The sequence below is a fragment of the Pseudomonas sp. AB6 genome (assembly GCF_034314105.1).
GTDB lineage: Bacteria > Pseudomonadota > Gammaproteobacteria > Pseudomonadales > Pseudomonadaceae > Aquipseudomonas.
In genome coordinates this window covers 1,043,073-1,060,163 of sequence record NZ_JAVIWJ010000001.1, presented here as the reverse complement: position 1 = coordinate 1,060,163, position 17,091 = coordinate 1,043,073, and the positions used below count along the sequence as shown (strand labels likewise).

General features: G+C 54.5%; 36 protein-coding genes. 19 read left to right on the top strand and 17 right to left on the bottom strand.

Annotated features, from left to right (window positions below):
- Positions 1–474: 474 nt before the first annotated feature.
- The 17 genes from RGW60_RS05185 to RGW60_RS05105 all read right to left on the bottom strand — a co-directional run bounded on the left by RGW60_RS05185 (position 475) and on the right by RGW60_RS05105 (position 7,930).
- Complete coding sequence (locus tag RGW60_RS05185) at positions 475–930, bottom strand: hypothetical protein (RefSeq protein ID WP_322202764.1); 456 nt, start codon at positions 928–930, stop codon at positions 475–477.
- The gene (locus tag RGW60_RS05180; protein ID WP_322202762.1) at positions 927–1,589 is read right to left on the bottom strand and encodes a hypothetical protein; all 663 of its coding nucleotides are present in this window, start codon (positions 1,587–1,589) and stop codon (positions 927–929) included. The genes RGW60_RS05185 and RGW60_RS05180 overlap by 4 nt, the downstream gene beginning before the upstream one ends.
- Complete coding sequence (locus RGW60_RS05175) at positions 1,586–1,957, bottom strand: VRR-NUC domain-containing protein (protein WP_322202760.1); 372 nt, start codon at positions 1,955–1,957, stop codon at positions 1,586–1,588. The genes RGW60_RS05180 and RGW60_RS05175 overlap by 4 nt, the downstream gene beginning before the upstream one ends.
- A gap of 246 nt (positions 1,958–2,203) precedes the next feature.
- Positions 2,204–2,389: a hypothetical protein gene (locus tag RGW60_RS05170; protein ID WP_322202758.1), complete on the bottom strand. Its 186-nt coding sequence runs from the start codon at positions 2,387–2,389 to the stop codon at positions 2,204–2,206.
- Complete coding sequence (locus RGW60_RS05165) at positions 2,386–2,700, bottom strand: Ref family recombination enhancement nuclease (protein WP_322202757.1); 315 nt, start codon at positions 2,698–2,700, stop codon at positions 2,386–2,388. Before RGW60_RS05165 ends, RGW60_RS05170 begins: the two co-directional genes overlap by 4 nt.
- Positions 2,701–2,971: 271 nt before the next feature.
- Positions 2,972–3,487, bottom strand: a complete 516-nt coding sequence (locus RGW60_RS05160) for a hypothetical protein (protein ID WP_322202756.1) — start codon at positions 3,485–3,487, stop codon at positions 2,972–2,974.
- Positions 3,484–3,852, bottom strand: coding sequence for a hypothetical protein (locus RGW60_RS05155; RefSeq protein WP_322202755.1), 369 nt, complete (start codon positions 3,850–3,852; stop codon positions 3,484–3,486). The genes RGW60_RS05160 and RGW60_RS05155 overlap by 4 nt, the downstream gene beginning before the upstream one ends.
- Complete coding sequence (locus RGW60_RS05150; protein WP_322202753.1) at positions 3,849–4,109, bottom strand: hypothetical protein; 261 nt, start codon at positions 4,107–4,109, stop codon at positions 3,849–3,851. The genes RGW60_RS05155 and RGW60_RS05150 overlap by 4 nt, the downstream gene beginning before the upstream one ends.
- Entirely contained in the window at positions 4,106–4,234 is a 129-nt protein-coding gene (locus RGW60_RS05145) for a hypothetical protein (RefSeq protein WP_322202752.1), read from the bottom strand. Before RGW60_RS05145 ends, RGW60_RS05150 begins: the two co-directional genes overlap by 4 nt.
- Positions 4,231–4,386 carry a hypothetical protein gene (locus RGW60_RS05140; protein WP_322202750.1) on the bottom strand — a complete coding sequence of 52 codons (156 nt, stop codon included), beginning with the start codon at positions 4,384–4,386 and terminating at the stop codon, positions 4,231–4,233. The genes RGW60_RS05145 and RGW60_RS05140 overlap by 4 nt, the downstream gene beginning before the upstream one ends.
- A complete protein-coding gene (locus tag RGW60_RS05135; RefSeq protein WP_322202749.1) occupies positions 4,383–4,637 on the bottom strand; it encodes a hypothetical protein in 255 nt (84 codons plus the stop codon). The genes RGW60_RS05140 and RGW60_RS05135 overlap by 4 nt, the downstream gene beginning before the upstream one ends.
- Positions 4,634–5,419 carry a hypothetical protein gene (locus tag RGW60_RS05130; RefSeq protein ID WP_322202748.1) on the bottom strand — a complete coding sequence of 262 codons (786 nt, stop codon included), beginning with the start codon at positions 5,417–5,419 and terminating at the stop codon, positions 4,634–4,636. The genes RGW60_RS05135 and RGW60_RS05130 overlap by 4 nt, the downstream gene beginning before the upstream one ends.
- Positions 5,400–6,329, bottom strand: a complete 930-nt coding sequence (locus tag RGW60_RS05125; RefSeq protein ID WP_322202746.1) for a hypothetical protein — start codon at positions 6,327–6,329, stop codon at positions 5,400–5,402. The genes RGW60_RS05130 and RGW60_RS05125 overlap by 20 nt, the downstream gene beginning before the upstream one ends.
- Positions 6,329–7,057 carry a Rha family transcriptional regulator gene (locus tag RGW60_RS05120; protein WP_322206848.1) on the bottom strand — a complete coding sequence of 243 codons (729 nt, stop codon included), beginning with the start codon at positions 7,055–7,057 and terminating at the stop codon, positions 6,329–6,331. The genes RGW60_RS05125 and RGW60_RS05120 overlap by 1 nt, the downstream gene beginning before the upstream one ends.
- A 154-nt stretch (positions 7,058–7,211) precedes the next feature.
- Positions 7,212–7,478, bottom strand: a complete 267-nt coding sequence (locus tag RGW60_RS05115) for a hypothetical protein (protein WP_322202744.1) — start codon at positions 7,476–7,478, stop codon at positions 7,212–7,214.
- Complete coding sequence (locus tag RGW60_RS05110; RefSeq protein WP_322202742.1) at positions 7,453–7,659, bottom strand: hypothetical protein; 207 nt, start codon at positions 7,657–7,659, stop codon at positions 7,453–7,455. Before RGW60_RS05110 ends, RGW60_RS05115 begins: the two co-directional genes overlap by 26 nt.
- Before the next feature lie 31 nt (positions 7,660–7,690).
- Positions 7,691–7,930 carry a hypothetical protein gene (locus tag RGW60_RS05105; RefSeq protein WP_322202740.1) on the bottom strand — a complete coding sequence of 80 codons (240 nt, stop codon included), beginning with the start codon at positions 7,928–7,930 and terminating at the stop codon, positions 7,691–7,693.
- An 84-nt stretch (positions 7,931–8,014) separates the two neighbouring features.
- Between RGW60_RS05105 and RGW60_RS05100 the strand changes: the two genes are divergently transcribed.
- The 19 genes from RGW60_RS05100 (at position 8,015) to RGW60_RS05010 (ending at position 17,022) form a co-directional block, all read left to right on the top strand.
- On the top strand, positions 8,015–8,785 hold the full coding sequence (locus tag RGW60_RS05100) for a S24 family peptidase (protein ID WP_322202738.1): 771 nt from the start codon (positions 8,015–8,017) through the stop codon (positions 8,783–8,785).
- Between the two features lie 24 nt (positions 8,786–8,809).
- The gene (locus RGW60_RS05095) at positions 8,810–9,103 is read left to right on the top strand and encodes a hypothetical protein (RefSeq protein ID WP_322202736.1); all 294 of its coding nucleotides are present in this window, start codon (positions 8,810–8,812) and stop codon (positions 9,101–9,103) included.
- Positions 9,093–9,848, top strand: coding sequence for a hypothetical protein (locus RGW60_RS05090; RefSeq protein ID WP_322202734.1), 756 nt, complete (start codon positions 9,093–9,095; stop codon positions 9,846–9,848). Before RGW60_RS05095 ends, RGW60_RS05090 begins: the two co-directional genes overlap by 11 nt.
- A gap of 96 nt (positions 9,849–9,944) precedes the next feature.
- Positions 9,945–10,181, top strand: coding sequence for a hypothetical protein (locus RGW60_RS05085; protein ID WP_322202733.1), 237 nt, complete (start codon positions 9,945–9,947; stop codon positions 10,179–10,181).
- Between the two features lie 344 nt (positions 10,182–10,525).
- Positions 10,526–11,200: a hypothetical protein gene (locus RGW60_RS05080; RefSeq protein WP_322202731.1), complete on the top strand. Its 675-nt coding sequence runs from the start codon at positions 10,526–10,528 to the stop codon at positions 11,198–11,200.
- A gap of 67 nt (positions 11,201–11,267) precedes the next feature.
- Entirely contained in the window at positions 11,268–11,603 is a 336-nt protein-coding gene (locus tag RGW60_RS05075) for a hypothetical protein (protein ID WP_322202730.1), read from the top strand.
- Positions 11,604–11,665: 62 nt separating this feature from the next.
- Positions 11,666–12,007 carry a hypothetical protein gene (locus RGW60_RS05070; protein ID WP_322202728.1) on the top strand — a complete coding sequence of 114 codons (342 nt, stop codon included), beginning with the start codon at positions 11,666–11,668 and terminating at the stop codon, positions 12,005–12,007.
- Between the two features lie 13 nt (positions 12,008–12,020).
- A complete protein-coding gene (locus tag RGW60_RS05065; protein ID WP_322202726.1) occupies positions 12,021–12,239 on the top strand; it encodes a hypothetical protein in 219 nt (72 codons plus the stop codon).
- A gap of 3 nt (positions 12,240–12,242) precedes the next feature.
- Positions 12,243–12,512: a hypothetical protein gene (locus RGW60_RS05060; RefSeq protein WP_322202724.1), complete on the top strand. Its 270-nt coding sequence runs from the start codon at positions 12,243–12,245 to the stop codon at positions 12,510–12,512.
- Between the two features lie 418 nt (positions 12,513–12,930).
- A complete protein-coding gene (locus tag RGW60_RS05055) occupies positions 12,931–13,143 on the top strand; it encodes a hypothetical protein (RefSeq protein WP_322202722.1) in 213 nt (70 codons plus the stop codon).
- Between the two features lie 120 nt (positions 13,144–13,263).
- A complete protein-coding gene (locus tag RGW60_RS05050; RefSeq protein WP_322202720.1) occupies positions 13,264–13,665 on the top strand; it encodes a hypothetical protein in 402 nt (133 codons plus the stop codon).
- Between the two features lie 32 nt (positions 13,666–13,697).
- Positions 13,698–14,117 carry a hypothetical protein gene (locus RGW60_RS05045; RefSeq protein WP_322202719.1) on the top strand — a complete coding sequence of 140 codons (420 nt, stop codon included), beginning with the start codon at positions 13,698–13,700 and terminating at the stop codon, positions 14,115–14,117.
- Positions 14,114–14,317 (top strand): hypothetical protein, encoded by a 204-nt coding sequence (locus RGW60_RS05040; RefSeq protein ID WP_322202717.1) that lies wholly within the window; start codon positions 14,114–14,116, stop codon positions 14,315–14,317. Before RGW60_RS05045 ends, RGW60_RS05040 begins: the two co-directional genes overlap by 4 nt.
- Positions 14,314–14,448 carry a hypothetical protein gene (locus RGW60_RS05035; RefSeq protein WP_322202715.1) on the top strand — a complete coding sequence of 45 codons (135 nt, stop codon included), beginning with the start codon at positions 14,314–14,316 and terminating at the stop codon, positions 14,446–14,448. The genes RGW60_RS05040 and RGW60_RS05035 overlap by 4 nt, the downstream gene beginning before the upstream one ends.
- Entirely contained in the window at positions 14,445–14,750 is a 306-nt protein-coding gene (locus RGW60_RS05030) for a hypothetical protein (RefSeq protein ID WP_322202713.1), read from the top strand. Before RGW60_RS05035 ends, RGW60_RS05030 begins: the two co-directional genes overlap by 4 nt.
- Positions 14,751–14,896: 146 nt before the next feature.
- Positions 14,897–15,214: a hypothetical protein gene (locus tag RGW60_RS05025; protein WP_322202712.1), complete on the top strand. Its 318-nt coding sequence runs from the start codon at positions 14,897–14,899 to the stop codon at positions 15,212–15,214.
- On the top strand, positions 15,211–15,732 hold the full coding sequence (locus RGW60_RS05020; RefSeq protein WP_322202709.1) for a hypothetical protein: 522 nt from the start codon (positions 15,211–15,213) through the stop codon (positions 15,730–15,732). The genes RGW60_RS05025 and RGW60_RS05020 overlap by 4 nt, the downstream gene beginning before the upstream one ends.
- Positions 15,713–16,381: a lambda exonuclease family protein gene (locus RGW60_RS05015; RefSeq protein ID WP_322202707.1), complete on the top strand. Its 669-nt coding sequence runs from the start codon at positions 15,713–15,715 to the stop codon at positions 16,379–16,381. The genes RGW60_RS05020 and RGW60_RS05015 overlap by 20 nt, the downstream gene beginning before the upstream one ends.
- 5 nt (positions 16,382–16,386) lie before the next feature.
- The gene (locus RGW60_RS05010) at positions 16,387–17,022 is read left to right on the top strand and encodes a hypothetical protein (protein ID WP_322202705.1); all 636 of its coding nucleotides are present in this window, start codon (positions 16,387–16,389) and stop codon (positions 17,020–17,022) included.
- Positions 17,023–17,091: the final 69 nt, after the last annotated feature.

The window sequence follows — 17,091 nt, the reverse complement described above, 5'->3', positions numbered from 1 at the left end:
AAGCCGGGAGACGCGCGGAAGTGGACGTGGGCGCATGCGGGGCAAAACATCGCCTCGCTATCTCCAAATACGCGCCATGCGTAAAGGCTACTGTACGACTCGCACTTTGGGCACTGGACCTTGCTGCGGTCAGTTAGTGGAAGTTCGAATTCCCATGCCTGCGCATCACTGGCTTTCATGAGCAGCCTCTGAATTGGGTGCGGGTGGCCGGCGCTGATCTCCGGCTTGAAACATTTCGGCCACAATCCTTGCATCAACACGATATTTCAGCTTCCGACGAATCGGCCCTTCGGTGTTCTATTTGCAAGTATGTTGTATTTTCGGACTGGCTTTTCCGCGTATCAGCCTACGCATTCACCTACATAGCAAAAATCCCAACACTTGGCTGGGATTTTGTTCCTGTGCTACCTGCAAGCGCGGATACAACAGGATGGGTAAATATACGGACATGTGGACATTGAATGCAAGGTCTATTTAGGGCCTGTTGTGCTTTACCTTGGCGATAGCTGCATCCAGCGCATCGACAGCAGCCATAAATGACGCTGCGGGAGAGGTCGTATTGCGCATCTCACGAAGAGCCAAAGTTGCAGCCTCAAGTAAGTCGGGAGCTGCCGCCATGAGGTAGGCATTAGCTACTTGCTCTGCACTGTCCTCGTCGTCTTCCTCGGGCAAATACTGCTCCGACAGGATAAATCTCTCGCTTTCGACACTGATACAGTACGGCTGATGATCGATGACCCAGGGTCCGGGGCTGTGACCAATGACAGCCTTTCTCGGGGAATCCATGAAAACCAGCAGGTCATTTATTTCAGCCTCGCCATTCTCTTCGAATTTTATGCTGTCTGGAATATCCATTGTTTTGGTCGTAAGAGGCTCCACGACATTGCCGTCAAGGTCCGTGGTGACACTTACATAACTAATGGTCTTCACGCCGCTTCCTCCCCAAGTATGCCGGCCAGCTCAAGAATCAATTGTGCCTCCACCAAAGCCTCGTTAACAAGGTTTTCCAGTGCAGCCCTAATCCCTTGATTCCAGCGCCGATAAGTCCGCTCTGTTAGCCCCTGATTATCCCATGTCGCCATGTCGTAGTTGGAGTCGGCCAGTACAACCATGTCACTCGACCGGGAATTACACTTCTGGAGTTCCTTTTCGGCGGCGCGCTTGGCGGCTTGGATATTCGCAGTCACCCGCCACCGCTCTGCATCTAGGCGCACTTCCGGCTCAATGATCTTGCGAGGCACCATCTTGATACCCTTGATCTGCGGGATAGCCCATGCGGTCACGGCTTTGCGAAGGAATAGGTGGGGCGCTGTCGTGGAGATGATCGCGATCAACTTGGCGGTGCAGCCGAGCTTGTTGGCCTTGTGGGTGCTGTACTTCGCTACCAGGGCATTCCATTGGCGAGGTGATAGGCCTGCGTGGAGCAACTTATTCACAATGCAGTCATTCAGCAGTGCCGCTTCTTTCCCGACAATGGCGCCCTTCTGTTTCGCGCATTGAATCTTTGGCTCGAAGTCGCCACCTGCACTTGTCATCGTCTCTGCCGCCAACGCCCGAACTACTGCGGATACCACGTTGCGATAAGTCATCTGTCAGCCCTCAAATACGATTTGATGGTGTCTTGCGCTGCCTGAGCGCCCTTGCAAATAACTGCCATGTAGCCCTGCTTGTTCAGCCAGTCGAGCCATTCCGCCTGTTCAGCCTGTAGCGATCCGCCCTTGACGCGTTTCATCTCGATCATCAGCCCCATGAACTCGCCACGCGGCATCAACAGCATCAAATCTGGAAAGCCGGCCCTAACCCCTTCCGCTTTTAATTTCGACGCCACAATCACGTTGCGCTGCCCGCCATTGGGCACTGCTACCAGACGGTTGCCGATCTTTGGGTATTGGAGGGAGAACCAGCGAATCAGGCTCTTTTGCTCTTCGTGCTCGGTCGGAACCTTGATGGCTACCATCGCTTTGGCCGCTCCATGACGAAACACAGGAATGCTGCGACGATGATTGCGAACTGGAAGTGGCTGATTGGGTCGCTCATGCAAATCTCCTCAACATGAAGCGCTCTATCGGGCCGCTTATGAGGAAAGCAGCAAGCAGAAGCGTTACGTAAATGAGGCGACATTGCAGAGATGCCCCGTGCGGAACTCCGACAATCAGCAGGCCGAAAAACGGAGCCGGACAAATTATGGCGATGAGAAATGTCTTCACGCCGCCACCCCCAACAAATCCCGCTCACATGCCGCCTTGGCCTTTTCCACGTCCGGCGTCGAAAAGATGATCCGGTCCCGGTACCGCGCGACGTAGTGCGGGGCTTTCTCCATTGCGTATTTGCTGACGAGGTAGCCTTGGTCAGAGGTGAGGCAGTTAGGTGATGTGCGTGTCCAGATCATGCGAACGACTCCTGATCGGCCAGAATTTCAATGCAGTCCTCAAGCAACGCTGATTGCGCTCCGTACTTCGCTTCGAAGCGACGCTTCCATGGGTGTACGGCGATCAGACCCGGCATGCCGGTGCCGTCTTGATGATGTCCGGCGCAGAGCGGTAAGGCCTTACTGTGGGCGCCCGGCTTTGTGCGGCCGTCCATGTGGTGGATGCTGACGACCATGTTCCGGTTGCCGTCGGCGCGGCAGGCGATGCAGCCGATTGACGCGAGCTGGTCATGGAAGTGTTTTTCGGCTTTGGTGCGGGTTGCGCCTTTCACGAGTTATTCCCCCAAAGCCAGCCAACGAGCGCCATTGCCTGGGCGATTGCGATTACAGACCAAAACGAGCCAGCCTCTTCCCTCGGGTTGATTCCAGCTTGCGCTAGAGCTCCAAAGCAGGGAGATCACCAGGACGCAAATGACCACTAGGAATATTTTGTTATTCATAACCACCCCATCCCGCACTCACTCGGTGTAACTGGCATCTGATAAGCGCATTCAGCGAGGACGATGAGGCTGAGCAGGAGACGGAATAGGGCCTGAATGATCATTACGCAGCCTCCTTAAACGATTCGAACTCAGCCATTTCAGTCAGCCTTTCCTCGGTGAGCGTCGGCCAGTCATGCAGCACCAGATACGCGCAGCACTGGCGCCAGAAGTCTTGGAATAACTCTTCGCCCATCGAGTCGTAGGACAGGCTTCGCGGGGTTTTGCGGGTCAGCTGACCGAGGCCCGGGATGTCGAACGCCTCTTCGTCGCAGTAGACGCCAGACTCAAGCTGCAAAGCCTTGATGGCGTCGTGCGAGAGCTTTCCAGCGAACCGGTCGATATTCTGCGAGAGGACTTTGCCAAGTCCGTGCACAAGCCCGTTGAATCGCGGGTTGCGCGGCTGCTTGAGATCGGCGCGGATCTTCGTGTTGATTTTGAAATCGCGCTCACGAAGGATCGATCGATCTGCATCGGAGGACGGAACGAATGCTGCTACGTCCTTTCCGGTGACTGGATCAACGAGGCGGCGCAGTACCAGATACACAGGCATTGGGCGAGGCTTGGCTGGCTTGCTCATGACTGGCCACCAGCATCCTTGCGGATTGACTCTGCAGACTCATTCAGCCGCTGCTGAATCCTGACCTTCCGACGCAACCCTTCGCACTCAGCCTTGAGCTGGGTTAGTTCAGCAATCAGCCCCAGCACTACCGCTGGATTGGCGGCGGCGTAGAAGCGAGCCAATCTTCCGGCACCTTCAGGGGCGTCGTACTGATCAGTATTCACTTCGAGAACTGGATACTTCTCTCCATCTTCATTGACGCTTCCGACGAACCAATTCACATCAAGGTCGCCGTCTTCTGACTGTTCCGGCCAGCAGTCGAAAAGCTTCTGCCAACCCTCAGTTGCCGCAGCCAATTCCTTAAGCTTCGAGTAATCGCTCATTTCGACACCTTCAGGCCTTGAGATTTTAAGCACTCAATAAGGGTCGCATGCTCGTATCCCTCACTAGGACCAAAGTCCCAAATCTCTGGCAGCTCAATCACCAGAGATTCGCGGGATGCTTGCCATGCTTCCCATGCATGATGCAGATCAACGTCCGAGTAATTCCCACTGACCGCCCTGTCGATTTCGACGCCGTCGAGATACTCATGATTTGCCGACCAAGCTTCAAACTCTTCGCGCATTTTGGATTCACTCATTGGCCACCGCCGAAAATTACGCGAGCGAGCAGCACACAGGCGCCCACCGGGAAAATGAATGCCGCCACGACTACGTTGAGCAGCCAGCAGGTTTTGGCGAAACGCTTGAGGGCTTTGTTGTTCATACCCCGCTCCCCGCCCTTCTCTGGCTGCCATCTGTCCGCACAAGGCGTTCGTCTGCTCCCTTTTTCATGCGAACCATGTCTCCTGTGTGACGAGTGATGACGAAGCCGGTGTCCGAGAGTTCGGTGACGGTTTTTAGTTGGGCGGCGGTCATGATTTGGCACCTTCACGCAGGGATTTGATTTCGGCTCGCAGCGTGTCGCGCTCACTAACAGCGCGGGCATAACCTATCCGCAGGAGCGCAAGCTCGGAAGTGCCCGGAGGGTTTTCGATCAGGGTGATGAACTCGCCTAGTGCGTCAGCGGCTGCGTCCAAATTTGCGTAGTTGTATTCGCAGTCAGCCGCGACCTGCGCGTCCTCCCGCAGCTCGACGATCAGCGCCTTGAGCTTTCTGATGCTGGTCATTGCGGAGCCCTCTCGGCTTGCAAATCTGCGGCCTGGCGAATCATCAGTGCGCGGCGGTCAGCCAAATCATTGGCGGCTACGATCTTGAGTTCGATTTTTCGCTCGGCGGTGGCGGCGCGCATCACTGCCATGCTGTCCTTCACGGCTTTGAGCTTTGCGCGGACGTCAGGGCTTGGGCGGGTGACGTCGCCAGTGATCAAGCCAGCGAGGGCGCGGCCATCTTCGGTGACTGGCGAAACACGCAAGTCGGCCAGATAGATTTGCCCGCGCTCCTGTGGAATGCGCTGCATCTGCACCGCTTTGGTGATCGCCTCGACACGGCGATTAGCGTCGAAACCAACGGAAACGTGCCAGTTGACGTTCTTGTGGTCTTCCCTCGCTTGGCTCACCAGACGCTCGTATGCGCTGATAAACGCCATACGCGCACCGATCTTGTCGCCAGCGTCTAAAACCGGTTTAGCGGCCGCCAGAGCGAGCTGTATCTCGTCTGTGAGTACTACCGTCTCGTATTCATCGTTGGTCATCATGGCAATGGCCCATGCTTCATCCTTTCCGGGACGGCCGTCGGCTGCGGCTGCACGCTGGATGATTGCGGCCAGCGTCAGTCGCCCGGCTACTTCACGGCGACAGGATTGCAAGGCGTCGATCAGGTCGTTGACAGTGAATTGCTCAAGGTCATTAGCCATCATGGCGGCAGCGGTGGCGCTCAGTGTTGAGCCCATAGATTCGGCTGTAGCGCACAAGGCGTCGACGAGACCCAGCTTATCGGCGGAGGAAAGCATTCTGCGTACCCCCGCTCATGATCATCGCCTTGGCTTCTTCGGCCGCGCTCATATTCGCCTGGGTGTTTTCCATCTGGCGGGCGGTCACTGAGTTGACTTGGCGGCCAGTGACCCACTGAGTGCGAATGCCTTCAGCTCTGGCGACCAGCAAGCCAAACTCATGGGAGCTGCGCAGGTAGAACGAATCGTTGATTGCGACGTAGAACGCGGCAACGTGTGGCGCCTCAGCTGCTCCAAGGCGGGATACCAGCTGAGCGACCTGGCCATTCACCTTGGCGTTGCGTACAGGCTCGGCACCGTAGCGGTCGTAGTAGGCGTTCGAGTAAGCGTTCCACGTCGCAGCGTTGGCGAGCTGTGCGTCGGTCTTGTGCTTCTCGGCTTTTGGCTTGAGCACTTTGACGTTTGACGCCGCCGGAGCTTTAGCGACTGGCAAGGGTTTTTGATCTTGAATCCCGGAAGAGGGAATCAGGAATCCGGAATCAGAAGAGAGGGAATCAAGAGAGAGGGAATCAGCCGGGATAGAACTGTTCTCGTCTGGTGCTTGCATGGTGCTAGCACCTTCCTTTACCGGGCAAGGCTCTATCTCTGACCTTTCAGGGATGGTGCTCTTAGTTTCCTTGAGGTGAGGATTCTGGTGTTTGGCCCAATTCACTATCTGGATGTAATTGGCGCCATCAACGCTGTAGCGGTCGATGAACCCCAGATCGTGGAGACTGAAGAGCATCGAATCGATATCTAAATTGTCAGCAGGAAACAAAGCCATCTTAAGGCGGCGAGGACGATCCTCGAGGCGCCCTTCGCGATCAGCCTCGGTCCACAAGCCAATGAACAGTAGGCGCGTTGCAAAATCGACCTCGGCAAGGTGCTCGTTCGAGAAGAATCCCGGTTTAATATTTCTGGAACGAGCCATCATTTGTGTCCTTTGCCGATCAGCCCGGCCAACTCAAGAAAGCGATCCACGTACCAATGAGGCTGTGTCTCGCGAGGGGATTGGGGGCTGGTTAGGTTCTTACCGAAGCGCAGGCCTTTGTCGGTAATCGACCAGAAATCGATCATTTCCTGCTTGGAGTTCTTGCGCTGCATGACTTTCAGGAAGCCAGCGGCACCTAGCGCCTTATTGAAGGTCGCAGGTGATACGCGGATGTCGTTATCTTTCAGGAGTGCCGTAGCGGACTTGGTGGGCATTGAGCTGCCACCGATGGCGTCAGGCGCTGCGTCGATGGCGTAGCCGGGTAGAAACTTAGGGTCGAGGCCGTTATTAACGGCGATCTGATTCAGCATCATCACTTGGCTGGACGGCGCAGGCTTAAGCAGGCGTGTGAAGCATTCAAGGATGGCGAGCTCGCCGATAACCTTTGTTCCATTGGCGATGACAGATTGGCGCGCCGCGCCCTGACCTTCAAGTTCATGCCAGCGGCGAACCACCTTCATGCGCATGGGGGCGCTGTAACCCGTCAAAAGGCAGTCGGTGTATTCGCGATCAAGTAGATACTGGAGTTGTTCGCGATTACGTCCGTCGAGATAGATGTCCTCAAAGCTGAGGGCATCGACTTTCAGCTCCTTGAGCATCGCAACAATGTCGCGTTTTACGTTGTCGTGACGCTTACCCGTGACATTGGCTATTTCACGGGAAGACATCGTGCGCGACACGTTTTCGTTTATCGCAAAACGTGTCGGCAAATTGAGCGGGGTATTGACGCTGGTTACGGTTTGCATATAATCGGCCTTATCAAGTTGTGTTGAAAACGCCGGGTCACTACCCCGGCATTTTTTTGTCTGTAATTTGGTGGCCCTAAATAGGTTCAGTAGTGACCCTAATTAGGTGTTCGCCTTTCGGCCTCCCCGGAATAGCTATCAACTTCGCCTTGGTGCGCATGGAGAGGGTTAGTCCACCCATTGCGATTGACTCAATCGCAATCTCTTCCAGTGCCTCTTCAAGGCTGTACCGCTTATCTCTGGCGAGCTGTTCCACTCGCTCTCTCGTGCCCGGACTCAGGCTTTCGTATTCGAGCAATTGAACCTCCTTAGGCTGATCAAGCAGCGCTAGACTTCTTTTCATCCTTCAGCAGGCCTTCGATTGCACCGTTCTCAACGCCCCACTCGATAATCGCGAGCAGGAATGTTGCGTGCTGCGTGTGTGCCCGGCTGGCAGCCCGCGAAAGAATCTTGTCTAGCGTTTGGTTGAAGCTGACTTGACGGCGCTTATTGCGCTTGTCTTCTGGGTTGTGTTTGTAGGCCATCGTGTGAATCCTTTTGTGGTTGGAAATTGGTTTAAGCGGCTGATTTTTTTGGATGAGCTTCTGCAAGCAGCCAATCGGGGTCGAACGGCTTCCCCTTAATGCCTGCAAGCACTGATATTTTTTTGGCGTATTGGGTTTCGCCGGTGTACTCGGTGCGCGGTAGTGCGTCAGCAACGATCCACTTGTAAATAGCTCTCGGAGTCTTGCCGCAGGCCAGGGCCACGGTCGGTACGCCGCCAGCATCATCAATCGATTTTTTGAGCGGCCGCATAAGGCCTCCGGGTTAAAATATGAACTTACAGTACATATTATGTCGGAACTGAAAGTACATGCAAGCCCATGCGTTAATGAACCTATGGTTCAAATAGAAGAAATACGAAATGCTTTTGTCGTGAGACTCAAGCAGGCCCTTGTTGCGAATGAAATCCAAGAATGGGGTGCGGGCGCTCGCCTGGCGAAAGTTGCAGGGGTTACGCCCAAGGCCAGCAGCAAGTGGCTAAATGGCGAGTCGATGCCGGGCGGCGCAAAAATGCTTGCGCTTGCTGCGGCGCTCAAGGTACGGGTGGAGTGGTTGGAGTATGGGCGCGGCGACATGAGGGAGCTTGCCGACCCGCTGGCGCGCCCAGCGATACAGCCAGTAACCCCGAGCATCCTCCCCTTCCCTACGGATGATGACGGCGAAACCCCGGTAACAGATGAGAAGTACGCCTTCATCCCTCAGTACGACGCATTGGCATCCGCAGGCAGCGGACATCAAAACACGCACGTCGAGCTGCGCGGTACGCTTGCATTCAAGCGAGACTGGCTGCGCCTCAAAGGGGTTAACCCGAAAAATCTGAAGGTCATTTACGCCCACGGAGAAAGCATGTGGCCGACAATTGATGATCATGACGTACTGCTTGTTGACGAATCGAGAGTCGAGCCAGTTGACGGGCAGATATTTGCCCTTGAAAGCCAGGAGCGCGGAACGCTTGTGAAGCGGCTGATGAAGTCAGAATTCGGCGGATGGATCATCCGCAGTGACAACGCCGACAAGATCAATCACGGCGACCTTGTCCTGCCAGATGGAGAAATATACGAGCATCGGATATTGGGCCGAGTGATCTGGCGTGGCGGGGATTTGTAGGAACAACAGAAAAGGAATCTTTTGATGGCGCAGGAAGAGACAGAATACCGGGTCGACCTTAACAAGCTAGATGCCTTTATGGCTGAAAAAACAAAGTCTGCAAAATGCCCATTTTGCGAAAAAGACGAATGGACCCTACCTTCTGCTGGAACCGTAAGTATCAACACCATACCGTGGGGGAAGGCGGACGGAAATATGTACATGGTCGGTCTGCCAGTGTTAACGATGGTATGTACAACCTGTTATTTTGTTCGAATGATGGCTATTCCTGACCCAGACCTTCGCGCCTCGCTGGCGGAGGCGCAAAATGCTGAGTAAGTCGCCTCAAGGTGATTTTGAGAAGAGGTTATTCAAAGGCTCTCCTGGGGTGAACAGGTCTCCAGACGCCAACAGTCTCGACTGGCATAAACTATCCGGGCTAAAGCCTCCAGCCCAATTTAAGACCATGCATTCACAGAGTGAATTTCGCGAAACTGGGGCGAGCGGGATCGGCCTCAGGCATGACAAATCAGAAAAATCAGATGATACTAATCGCATGCCAGAAATTACCCCCGAAGAACTAAGGACCACGTTATCCGCCCTAGAGGATCGGATGGATCGGCGCGCCGAGAAGGTAGAGCGCGATTCGGAGAGGCGCGCAGACGCCTACCGCAAAGAGCAAGAAGCGCGGGATTTGCTTTATGCCGAGCGGTTTGAAGGAATGTCTAGGCGACTGGAAGATAGGGATAAGGTTATCGACGCTAAGCTGGACAGCATCGTTACAAAGATCGGCGGGGTAGAGTTTAAGGTTGACGGCTTCGAATCAAAGATCACCGAAAGCGTTACCGAGGTCAGAAAATCAAATCGCGCAGCCTTGGCCGGAATGCTGACCATCGGGGTGGCAATTGTGCTTGGTGTATGGGGTGTGAACTCCACGATTATTAGCAGTGCTTCCGGGATATTCACTTCCGGGCAGGAGTCGCAAAAAATACAGCAAGGTAATGCGCAGATGCTCAAGGAAACGCAGGATTTACTGCTCTTGATCAAGCAAACTCAGGCGGCCGGACCAACCGAAAGTAAGTAATTTAGTCTCGATTCCCCCCAAGCTCGGCCAACCGTCGGGCTTTTTGTTGCCTGCGATTTGGGCTGCTACGCTTTTCTTCTCTATGGAGAAAATGCCATGTCCCTACCCGACGACCCTACCCCCGCCCTACTCTTCCGTCTCAACCAAAACATCAATGCCGCCGCCGCAGCAGTCGAAGAGATTGGCATCTGGATTGGTCAGCGTGGATCGACTGAGGTTTCGGAGCGCATTGCCGCCCACCTCCAGGTACTGACTGATAATTCTGATTTCATAGCCGAACAGCTAGTTGAGCTGGTTTCGCGCCATAGGCCGGAGGGCGATCCTCCTGACTGATGCCTAACCGATAGATGAGCCCGCCGACTGTGCGGGCTTTTTTACGCTTGCATGGAAAATGTGTACTTTTGGTACTTGACCACTGTGAACCATTAGTACATATTCACCACATCGCCGCGACAAACCACCGAAGCAGCGATAGGGCCTCATTAAGGTCTTCGCTCTTTAACAATCCAAGATCCTCGCCATCGACTACCCCGAGATCATTCGGTAAGCGCGAGCCAACAAATAGTTGATGCCATGCCAGCGCTGGAACTGGCCGTACTCCTGAATGCGAGTACGCGAAACCACACAAGCCAGCCGGAAGATCATCGATCACGAAATGTGTGACGCCGGCCAGAGATATGAATCGGGCGATGCGTGTGGTGGAGACAACAGATTTCCTCGATGCGCTTGGCAACAGGCGTATCTGGAAAATCGAACGAACACACGGAGATACGCAGATGGACATCAAAACACTAGAAGCACTCGGCGTAAGCGCGGCAGACCTTCAGGCGCGAATTGTCGAGCAGGCGGTTCACGCTCTTCTCTACTCCACCGGCTTTGATGATGAGGGGGACGAATCGTCATACGCCTCCAAGTTCAAGCAGCAGGTCGAGAAGCGCGTTCAGGAAGCGGTGGATCTGAAGATCGCCGCGCTGGCTGCCGAGCATGTCCTGCCCCGCGTCGGCGAAATAATCGAAGCCGCGAACATGATGAAGACCAACGCTTACGGCGAACCAAAGGGCGAGCCGATGACCTTTAAGGAATACATCGCCAGCCGGGCTGAGGTGTATATGAGCGAGAAGGTCGACTTCAACGGCCACTCCCGCGACGAGTCGAAAGACAGCTACAACTGGCGCGAATCTGGCCCCCGCTTAACCGTCCTGATGAAGCTGTACATCAAGGACACGCTTGAAAAGAGCGCGAAGAACGCGATCAACGACGTGAACAAGGTCATCGCCAAGAACATCGAGCTGGCAGCGAAAGACGCCATTCAGGCTTGCGCAGCGGCAATCAAGGTCTCGGCAACTATCTGACCGGGCTCGCCTACTAAAGCCCCTGCCCAGCCGGGGTCTTTGTTGAATTCAAGTGGAGGGATGGAAGATGAAAATTGAGTACACCGCAAAACAATCGCGTTTCGGTATTCAGCCAGAGGTGCAGCAATCCCATATTGAAAACCTCGAAGCAAGGATCGCCCTTAACTTGCTTCATGCGCACGGCATGGTGGCAGCTACCACGGATGGCTTTGATGAGGCTGGCCGATCAAAAGGCAGACCACTTACTGCTCAGGAAGTGGTTACACGGGCATTCGATATTGCTGAGGCTGCAGTTGCAGAGATGGGCAAGCGAAACTGGCTAATAACAATTGAGCCGGAGGAAGAACCGCCGTCGCGGACTGGCAGAAACGGACCCCGGCTCGACGAGCCTACGCCCAGCTAACCCACACATTTCTCATGCAGCTAGGTAGCTGGCTGTATTGGAAATTAACGGGAGTAATTCAAATGAGCTATATGCCGAAAAGGATTCAGCAACTCAGCGACCTCGAACAATTCGAACTTATGGTTGCTGCCTATCCAGAGAAGTACGAAGCCCGCGAAAAGGCTGGCGACGATATTTGGGACGAAGTGATGGAGGCGTTTGAAGAAACGATCTGCGATCAGGAAATGGTATTAGGCCTGCTTTCTCGCGTTGTTTATCTCTCGATGCCGATGGGGTCGCCACTTACTGGTAAGGCATTCCATACGCTGGGCAAGGCCTCGCTAGCCCCTGACGGCAGTATAAGGATGATGTCAGCAGTAAGCCGGGAGTTCATCGCCCCCGCTCACCCGGCCATTCACGAATAGAGGGGTAAGGGATATGAGTGACGTAACTGTTTCAATGAGCATGACCCGCAAGGAACAGGGCGCGCTATATATGGCTCACCTTGTGGCGAAGAAGAAAATCACCATTCAGAGCGGTCAGCTCGAAAAGCTGAAGGCTGCACTGGATCGCATCTATCAGGAAACGAACGAGTCGCCCATCGCGAACATCGCCCGGTTCGCGCTTGATGCCGACTATTGCAATACAGAGGAATGAATGATGAGTGAGTTGAAATTTACGCCGGGGCCTTGGGTGGCCATTCATACCCCTAATGGATTTGTGATCAATCCAAGCACAGGCGGCGACTCTATTTGCCGTCTGAGTACGCTGCGAATGGAGCGGAATCACGAGGATAACGCCAAGCTGATAGCCGCGGCGCCCGAACTTCTGGCTGCTTTAGTTGAGCTTGAAGCTGGGTCGGGAACATCGCCCGGCGCAAACAAGAAATATGCAAAGGCTCGCACCGCCATCCTGAAAGCCACCGCATAACCGAAACCGATCACCTCTAACGAGGCTGCATCGGGGAATGATCTGACGTTTGGCTCGTTTGGTACAGGGCCGCCCTGCGTGCAGGGTGCAGTCGACAAGGTAGCGCTGCTGAAATCGACATAAGTCTTTCGGGTTCGAATCCCGGTCAGATCATTCCCCGATGTAGGTGAATGCCAAGGCTGATTAGCAGCTAGTAACGCGGGTAACAGTAGGACTTCGTGGGCCGACAATATGATCCGCAACCCGGAGACCAGCACCGGGCATCTACATCACCCCCGCACCACCGCAAGCCTATCCGGGACCACTACTCAACTAAATAGTGGTCAGTCTAGATGCGCATCGGGCAGCTCCGAGGCTTGCAACCTATTTCAATAGGTGGCCACTGCCTGCCCAGTGAGCGAGCAATAGGAGTTATCACATGCAAAAGCTTCAAGTCATGACCGATGACGGCTGGACCTATGTGGCCTGCATGATCGGGAAAAGGATCGAGACAACCAGCGAACCCAAACACGGACTTCCTCGAAACTGCCCAGAATTGGCCCATGGAATCCTAAGCGAATTCGAGAAGGACTTTCCAGATCGCGAATTCCGATTGACCTTAGAGCCAAGCATCAGCGCAGACCCGGTTTAGGCCGGGTTTTTATTGTCCCGAATTTAATCGTCAGCCCTTCCCTTGCGCCCAATGGCAACTAGCGAGCGGCATGCGGCTGAGCGAATAGTTTTGGTTGGTTAATGAATGGAGAGAGAAAGCATGGAAATCAAGACACCTGAAGAACATCGCGAAGAGTTGCTGCTGGCAGCTATGACCAAGCTCAAGGATCAAGCCAAGGCCGTCATCGATGGCGTTATGGGCGATCTGTATTGCGAGTATTTACCGCATGTAGAGACCGACACCGAATCAAACATCGGCAGTCGTGTTGATGGCGTCGTTCGAAACCTTATCTCCGGGAAGCTTGAGCGACTAAGCGAAACAATGGTCAAGGTCGGCGATAGCTACGGGCGTGAGCATTACATCCACTTGAACAGCTATGAAGGAATGGTCAAGCCTCTCTGCGATTTGATGTGCGAGGAAATCGTCGGAGCTCGCGTTAGGCAGCTTGAGAGCGAGGTCAAGTCGCTTCACCAGCAGTTGCTCGACTCGTATCGCCGCTGACACCAACCGAATAACCGCCTATGGAGGCAGTCATGCAAACAACAATGCAACGAGCGCAATCGCGGCACGACAACATGCTGCCGCCAGATGATAGTTGGAGCGATAGAACCATAAGCGAATGGGTGGCTGAGGCTGTGGACAGCCTGATTCTAGGCAATGACATTCTGTTCAAGCGGGACATGCATTCCGAGCAAGGCGTTACTTACGCCCAGTTCGCGCTAGCTGTGGATGAGCACGTAAACGCACGCCTTGCGGACTGCAAGATAACCACCTCGGCGCTGGGCTATCTGATTCTGGGCGGTATCAGCGGCAGCAAGACGCGATCCCAGGCAGAAGAGCTGATCGGATACAGCGATCATCCACATGGAATGCGCGGGCAGATCGCCGAGACCCTGCTAAAGCCGCTAGCAAAAGACGGTCTGACGGCTCAGATGGAGGATGGTGAGCTGTGAATCCTCACGAAACCGCAGTAGACGCCATCGAGGCAGCTATTCAGAACATCGCGACCGGGCAGGTTCGGCCGGATTGCACCGTCGCTGAAACGCTGGCCATCGCTTACCTGTCCGTCTTCGTGATTACCGCAGACGAATTCAAACACTATTGCGAACGAGTGCGCCGGATAAGCGCTTTTCGGTCGGGAGCACATGTATGACGATCATCGCAAGGAACCGCGCCGCACTTGTTGAAGCCCTGAATTTCCAGGGCTTTTTTTACGTCTCTAAATTGCCCGGCAGGATTCGCATCACCGAGCGGCGCGGCATGCTGATTGCGAGGGTGTCATGAGCGAAACATTTAAGGCGGGAGACTTGGCGCTCATCGTAGATCGAAAGGCTAGAGACTCTAATGTTGGCCGCGTCGTGAGACTCATTGAAAGCCTTGGGTGCCCAGATTTGTATGACTGGGACGGCGTGACCTACCGCAACTTCAAAGGCGGGCAAGTATGGGTTATCGAAGCAGATGGACAGCCTTTGGAAACTCGCTATGCCGGCTACGTGGATCGCGGTCCAATTTGCGAATGGAAGCTAATGCCGCTTCGTGGTGATTTTGCGCCAGAACAGCAAAGAGCTCATGAGTTGTCAGCATGACCACCCGCCAGCGCCTACACCGCACGCTCTTCTGGATCATCTTCGCAATAGTCGCCAGCATCTACGCCGCTGGCTCTCTGGCAGTCATTTTTAACCAACCGTAAATCAATTATTTAGGCTGCGGAATTCGCGCAGAAGGAATTGTCATGTCCGAACAAAAGAACAGGCCTGGCCCATGGATTCTGAGCGAGTACGAAACTCGCCATCCAATAACGCTGGAGCTTCGTAAGGGTTGTGAGATTTTCTGCAACCGAAATAATAAGGTCATCTGCGAAATTCCGGACTACCGCTTTCATCCGGAAGATGATGCGGAAGATCAAGCGGATGCACGGTTAATAACCTCCGCACCGGAGCTTCTTGCAGCTCTTGAGGCATTCCCCGGATTCTGTTCGGACGCCACAGATGGCGATGCCTGGATCGAGCAAGTACGCACAGCCCTGAGCAGGGCTAGAGGTGAGGCATGACCACTGAAACCAAAACCCACTTCAAGAAAGCGTTCAACAGCCCCTACCTAAGCAGTGCGGACATCGTTGGGCAAATGACCTTTACGGTATCGCACGTCAAGCTTGAACTGGACAAGACGAAGAAGACCAAAGACCTCTTCAACACCGCCTACTTCGTTGAGCGTGAGATTCGACCGGGTGAAAAACTCAAGCCGATGATCCTCAACGTGACCAACAGCAAGACGATGAAAGTCCTATCTGGCTCACCGTTCATTGAGGACTGGAAAAACTTGGCAATCATCGTCTACGTGGATTCGAATGTGAAGTTCGGTCGCGAAGTCATGGAGGGCCTGCGCATCAGCCCTAAAGCCCCTGTCATCGCATGGGTAACGCCAGATAAGGAGAAGGGCTGGAATAACGCCAAGGCTGCCTATCTGCGCGACGGCAACCTTGATGCTGTCCTGTCCCGCGTGTCGATCACCGACGAACATCAGCGACAATTGATCGAGGAGTGCGCAAATGAACGTGTCGCTTCTTAAGCCAAAGCCTGCCCCAGTCGACAAAGTCTCACGCATCTGGCATGACGTTCCGCAGAATACCGATGCATGGACTGCGCTCCGCACCGGCAAGGCCACTGCGTCGAACTTCGCATGCTTCATGGCGAACGATGGCAAGCCATTTGGCGACCCAGCCAAGCGTTACGCACTCCAGATTGCCCTTGAGCGGATCACCGGTCGAAAGGCTGAATTCGGATTCAAGAACGCTGAAATGGAGCGCGGGCACGAACAAGAGCCCATCGCTCGGATGATGTACGAGGAAGAGCGATTCGTTGATGTAACGAACGGCGGATTCTTCGATCTTGGTGAATATGGCGACTCCCCGGACGGACTTGTAGGTCATGACGGCGTACTTGAAATCAAGTCGGTAATTGCCGCAGTACATTACGACACGCTACGCCGGGGCTCATTCGACCCTTCGTACCGCTGGCAACTTGTCGGTCACCTCGACTGCACTGGTCGCGACTGGGTGGACTTCACAAGTTATTGCTCTGACTTCCCCGAATCCGGGCAGTTGATCACCTATCGACAAGATCGCGACGACTTCAGAGAAGAACTGCTGCGCCTTGAAGATCGGCGCGGCCTGTTCCTGGAGCTGGTCGAAGAAACTTACAAAACTCTGCCGAGGTAGCCAGCATGATCAGCAACGTACTCAGCATGGTCCGGCAAAACAGTATCGAGTCGGCCCGCCTTGCCTCTGCCGTAAACGAGTTCTTGAGCCGTGGCGGCCAGATTCAACAGGCGCAGGCATTCGGGTATGTGCCGAAGCCTGTCACATACGGCAGCTTCGCTCCGCCTGGCAAGGGTATTGAGCGGGCGCTGCCAATCCCGAAGGCGCCCGCGCTACCTGCCGGTAAGACCTTCTGGAAAAGTAAGGCGGCTTCCGATGCCAAAGCCTTGCTTGTCGAAAAGCTTCGCATAATGTCTCGAACGATGACGCAGACCGAAGCAGCCAAGTCGGTCGGAACCAGCGTGTCGACTGTCGGAAGGGCAGGTATCGAGCATGGCTTCGCATTTAGACCGGCGCCCAACAACGGGCACAAAAATGTGACCCTTTGCCGAATAGACCCGGCCGTCGATGCTCGCAACGTCGAGCGCATCAAGGCAATGCGTAACCTGGGGGTAAGTCGCAGACAGGCGGCGCGTCAAATGGGTATTGGGGGCGAGCTCATGTTACGACTAATCGCGGATTACGACATTGATTTTCCTGTGCTGGATAAAAGCTCCTCTGGAAAAAGTAGGAGGCCGCATGAGCAAGCGAAAAATACATAGCATCCGAACCCGAGTCGAACGCTTGCATACAAGTCATTAACCTTTGAATGCCTGCTGAGTAGCGGGCCG

What these genes read in the sequence shown, in the direction of transcription:
- RGW60_RS05180 (WP_322202762.1), bottom strand. Translation starts at nt 1,589, where the DNA reads ATGACTTATCGCAACGTGGTATCCGCAGTAGTTCGGGCGTTGGCGGCA.
- RGW60_RS05175 (WP_322202760.1), bottom strand. Translation starts at nt 1,957, where the DNA reads ATGGTAGCCATCAAGGTTCCGACCGAGCACGAAGAGCAAAAGAGCCTG.
- RGW60_RS05170 (WP_322202758.1), bottom strand. Translation starts at nt 2,389, where the DNA reads ATGATCTGGACACGCACATCACCTAACTGCCTCACCTCTGACCAAGGC.
- RGW60_RS05160 (WP_322202756.1), bottom strand. Translation starts at nt 3,487, where the DNA reads ATGAGCAAGCCAGCCAAGCCTCGCCCAATGCCTGTGTATCTGGTACTG.
- RGW60_RS05155 (WP_322202755.1), bottom strand. Translation starts at nt 3,852, where the DNA reads ATGAGCGATTACTCGAAGCTTAAGGAATTGGCTGCGGCAACTGAGGGT.
- RGW60_RS05150 (WP_322202753.1), bottom strand. Translation starts at nt 4,109, where the DNA reads ATGAGTGAATCCAAAATGCGCGAAGAGTTTGAAGCTTGGTCGGCAAAT.
- RGW60_RS05145 (WP_322202752.1), bottom strand. Translation starts at nt 4,234, where the DNA reads ATGAACAACAAAGCCCTCAAGCGTTTCGCCAAAACCTGCTGGCTGCTC.
- RGW60_RS05140 (WP_322202750.1), bottom strand. Translation starts at nt 4,386, where the DNA reads ATGACCGCCGCCCAACTAAAAACCGTCACCGAACTCTCGGACACCGGC.
- RGW60_RS05135 (WP_322202749.1), bottom strand. Translation starts at nt 4,637, where the DNA reads ATGACCAGCATCAGAAAGCTCAAGGCGCTGATCGTCGAGCTGCGGGAG.
- RGW60_RS05130 (WP_322202748.1), bottom strand. Translation starts at nt 5,419, where the DNA reads ATGCTTTCCTCCGCCGATAAGCTGGGTCTCGTCGACGCCTTGTGCGCT.
- RGW60_RS05125 (WP_322202746.1), bottom strand. Translation starts at nt 6,329, where the DNA reads ATGGCTCGTTCCAGAAATATTAAACCGGGATTCTTCTCGAACGAGCAC.
- RGW60_RS05120 (WP_322206848.1), bottom strand. Translation starts at nt 7,057, where the DNA reads ATGTCTTCCCGTGAAATAGCCAATGTCACGGGTAAGCGTCACGACAAC.
- RGW60_RS05115 (WP_322202744.1), bottom strand. Translation starts at nt 7,478, where the DNA reads ATGAAAAGAAGTCTAGCGCTGCTTGATCAGCCTAAGGAGGTTCAATTG.
- RGW60_RS05110 (WP_322202742.1), bottom strand. Translation starts at nt 7,659, where the DNA reads ATGGCCTACAAACACAACCCAGAAGACAAGCGCAATAAGCGCCGTCAA.
- RGW60_RS05105 (WP_322202740.1), bottom strand. Translation starts at nt 7,930, where the DNA reads ATGCGGCCGCTCAAAAAATCGATTGATGATGCTGGCGGCGTACCGACC.
- RGW60_RS05100 (WP_322202738.1), top strand. Translation starts at nt 8,015, where the DNA reads ATGGTTCAAATAGAAGAAATACGAAATGCTTTTGTCGTGAGACTCAAG.
- RGW60_RS05095 (WP_322202736.1), top strand. Translation starts at nt 8,810, where the DNA reads ATGGCGCAGGAAGAGACAGAATACCGGGTCGACCTTAACAAGCTAGAT.
- RGW60_RS05090 (WP_322202734.1), top strand. Translation starts at nt 9,093, where the DNA reads ATGCTGAGTAAGTCGCCTCAAGGTGATTTTGAGAAGAGGTTATTCAAA.
- RGW60_RS05085 (WP_322202733.1), top strand. Translation starts at nt 9,945, where the DNA reads ATGTCCCTACCCGACGACCCTACCCCCGCCCTACTCTTCCGTCTCAAC.
- RGW60_RS05080 (WP_322202731.1), top strand. Translation starts at nt 10,526, where the DNA reads ATGAATCGGGCGATGCGTGTGGTGGAGACAACAGATTTCCTCGATGCG.
- RGW60_RS05075 (WP_322202730.1), top strand. Translation starts at nt 11,268, where the DNA reads ATGAAAATTGAGTACACCGCAAAACAATCGCGTTTCGGTATTCAGCCA.
- RGW60_RS05070 (WP_322202728.1), top strand. Translation starts at nt 11,666, where the DNA reads ATGAGCTATATGCCGAAAAGGATTCAGCAACTCAGCGACCTCGAACAA.
- RGW60_RS05065 (WP_322202726.1), top strand. Translation starts at nt 12,021, where the DNA reads ATGAGTGACGTAACTGTTTCAATGAGCATGACCCGCAAGGAACAGGGC.
- RGW60_RS05060 (WP_322202724.1), top strand. Translation starts at nt 12,243, where the DNA reads ATGAGTGAGTTGAAATTTACGCCGGGGCCTTGGGTGGCCATTCATACC.
- RGW60_RS05055 (WP_322202722.1), top strand. Translation starts at nt 12,931, where the DNA reads ATGCAAAAGCTTCAAGTCATGACCGATGACGGCTGGACCTATGTGGCC.
- RGW60_RS05050 (WP_322202720.1), top strand. Translation starts at nt 13,264, where the DNA reads ATGGAAATCAAGACACCTGAAGAACATCGCGAAGAGTTGCTGCTGGCA.
- RGW60_RS05045 (WP_322202719.1), top strand. Translation starts at nt 13,698, where the DNA reads ATGCAAACAACAATGCAACGAGCGCAATCGCGGCACGACAACATGCTG.
- RGW60_RS05035 (WP_322202715.1), top strand. Translation starts at nt 14,314, where the DNA reads ATGACGATCATCGCAAGGAACCGCGCCGCACTTGTTGAAGCCCTGAAT.
- RGW60_RS05030 (WP_322202713.1), top strand. Translation starts at nt 14,445, where the DNA reads ATGAGCGAAACATTTAAGGCGGGAGACTTGGCGCTCATCGTAGATCGA.
- RGW60_RS05025 (WP_322202712.1), top strand. Translation starts at nt 14,897, where the DNA reads ATGTCCGAACAAAAGAACAGGCCTGGCCCATGGATTCTGAGCGAGTAC.
- RGW60_RS05020 (WP_322202709.1), top strand. Translation starts at nt 15,211, where the DNA reads ATGACCACTGAAACCAAAACCCACTTCAAGAAAGCGTTCAACAGCCCC.
- RGW60_RS05015 (WP_322202707.1), top strand. Translation starts at nt 15,713, where the DNA reads ATGAACGTGTCGCTTCTTAAGCCAAAGCCTGCCCCAGTCGACAAAGTC.
- RGW60_RS05010 (WP_322202705.1), top strand. Translation starts at nt 16,387, where the DNA reads ATGATCAGCAACGTACTCAGCATGGTCCGGCAAAACAGTATCGAGTCG.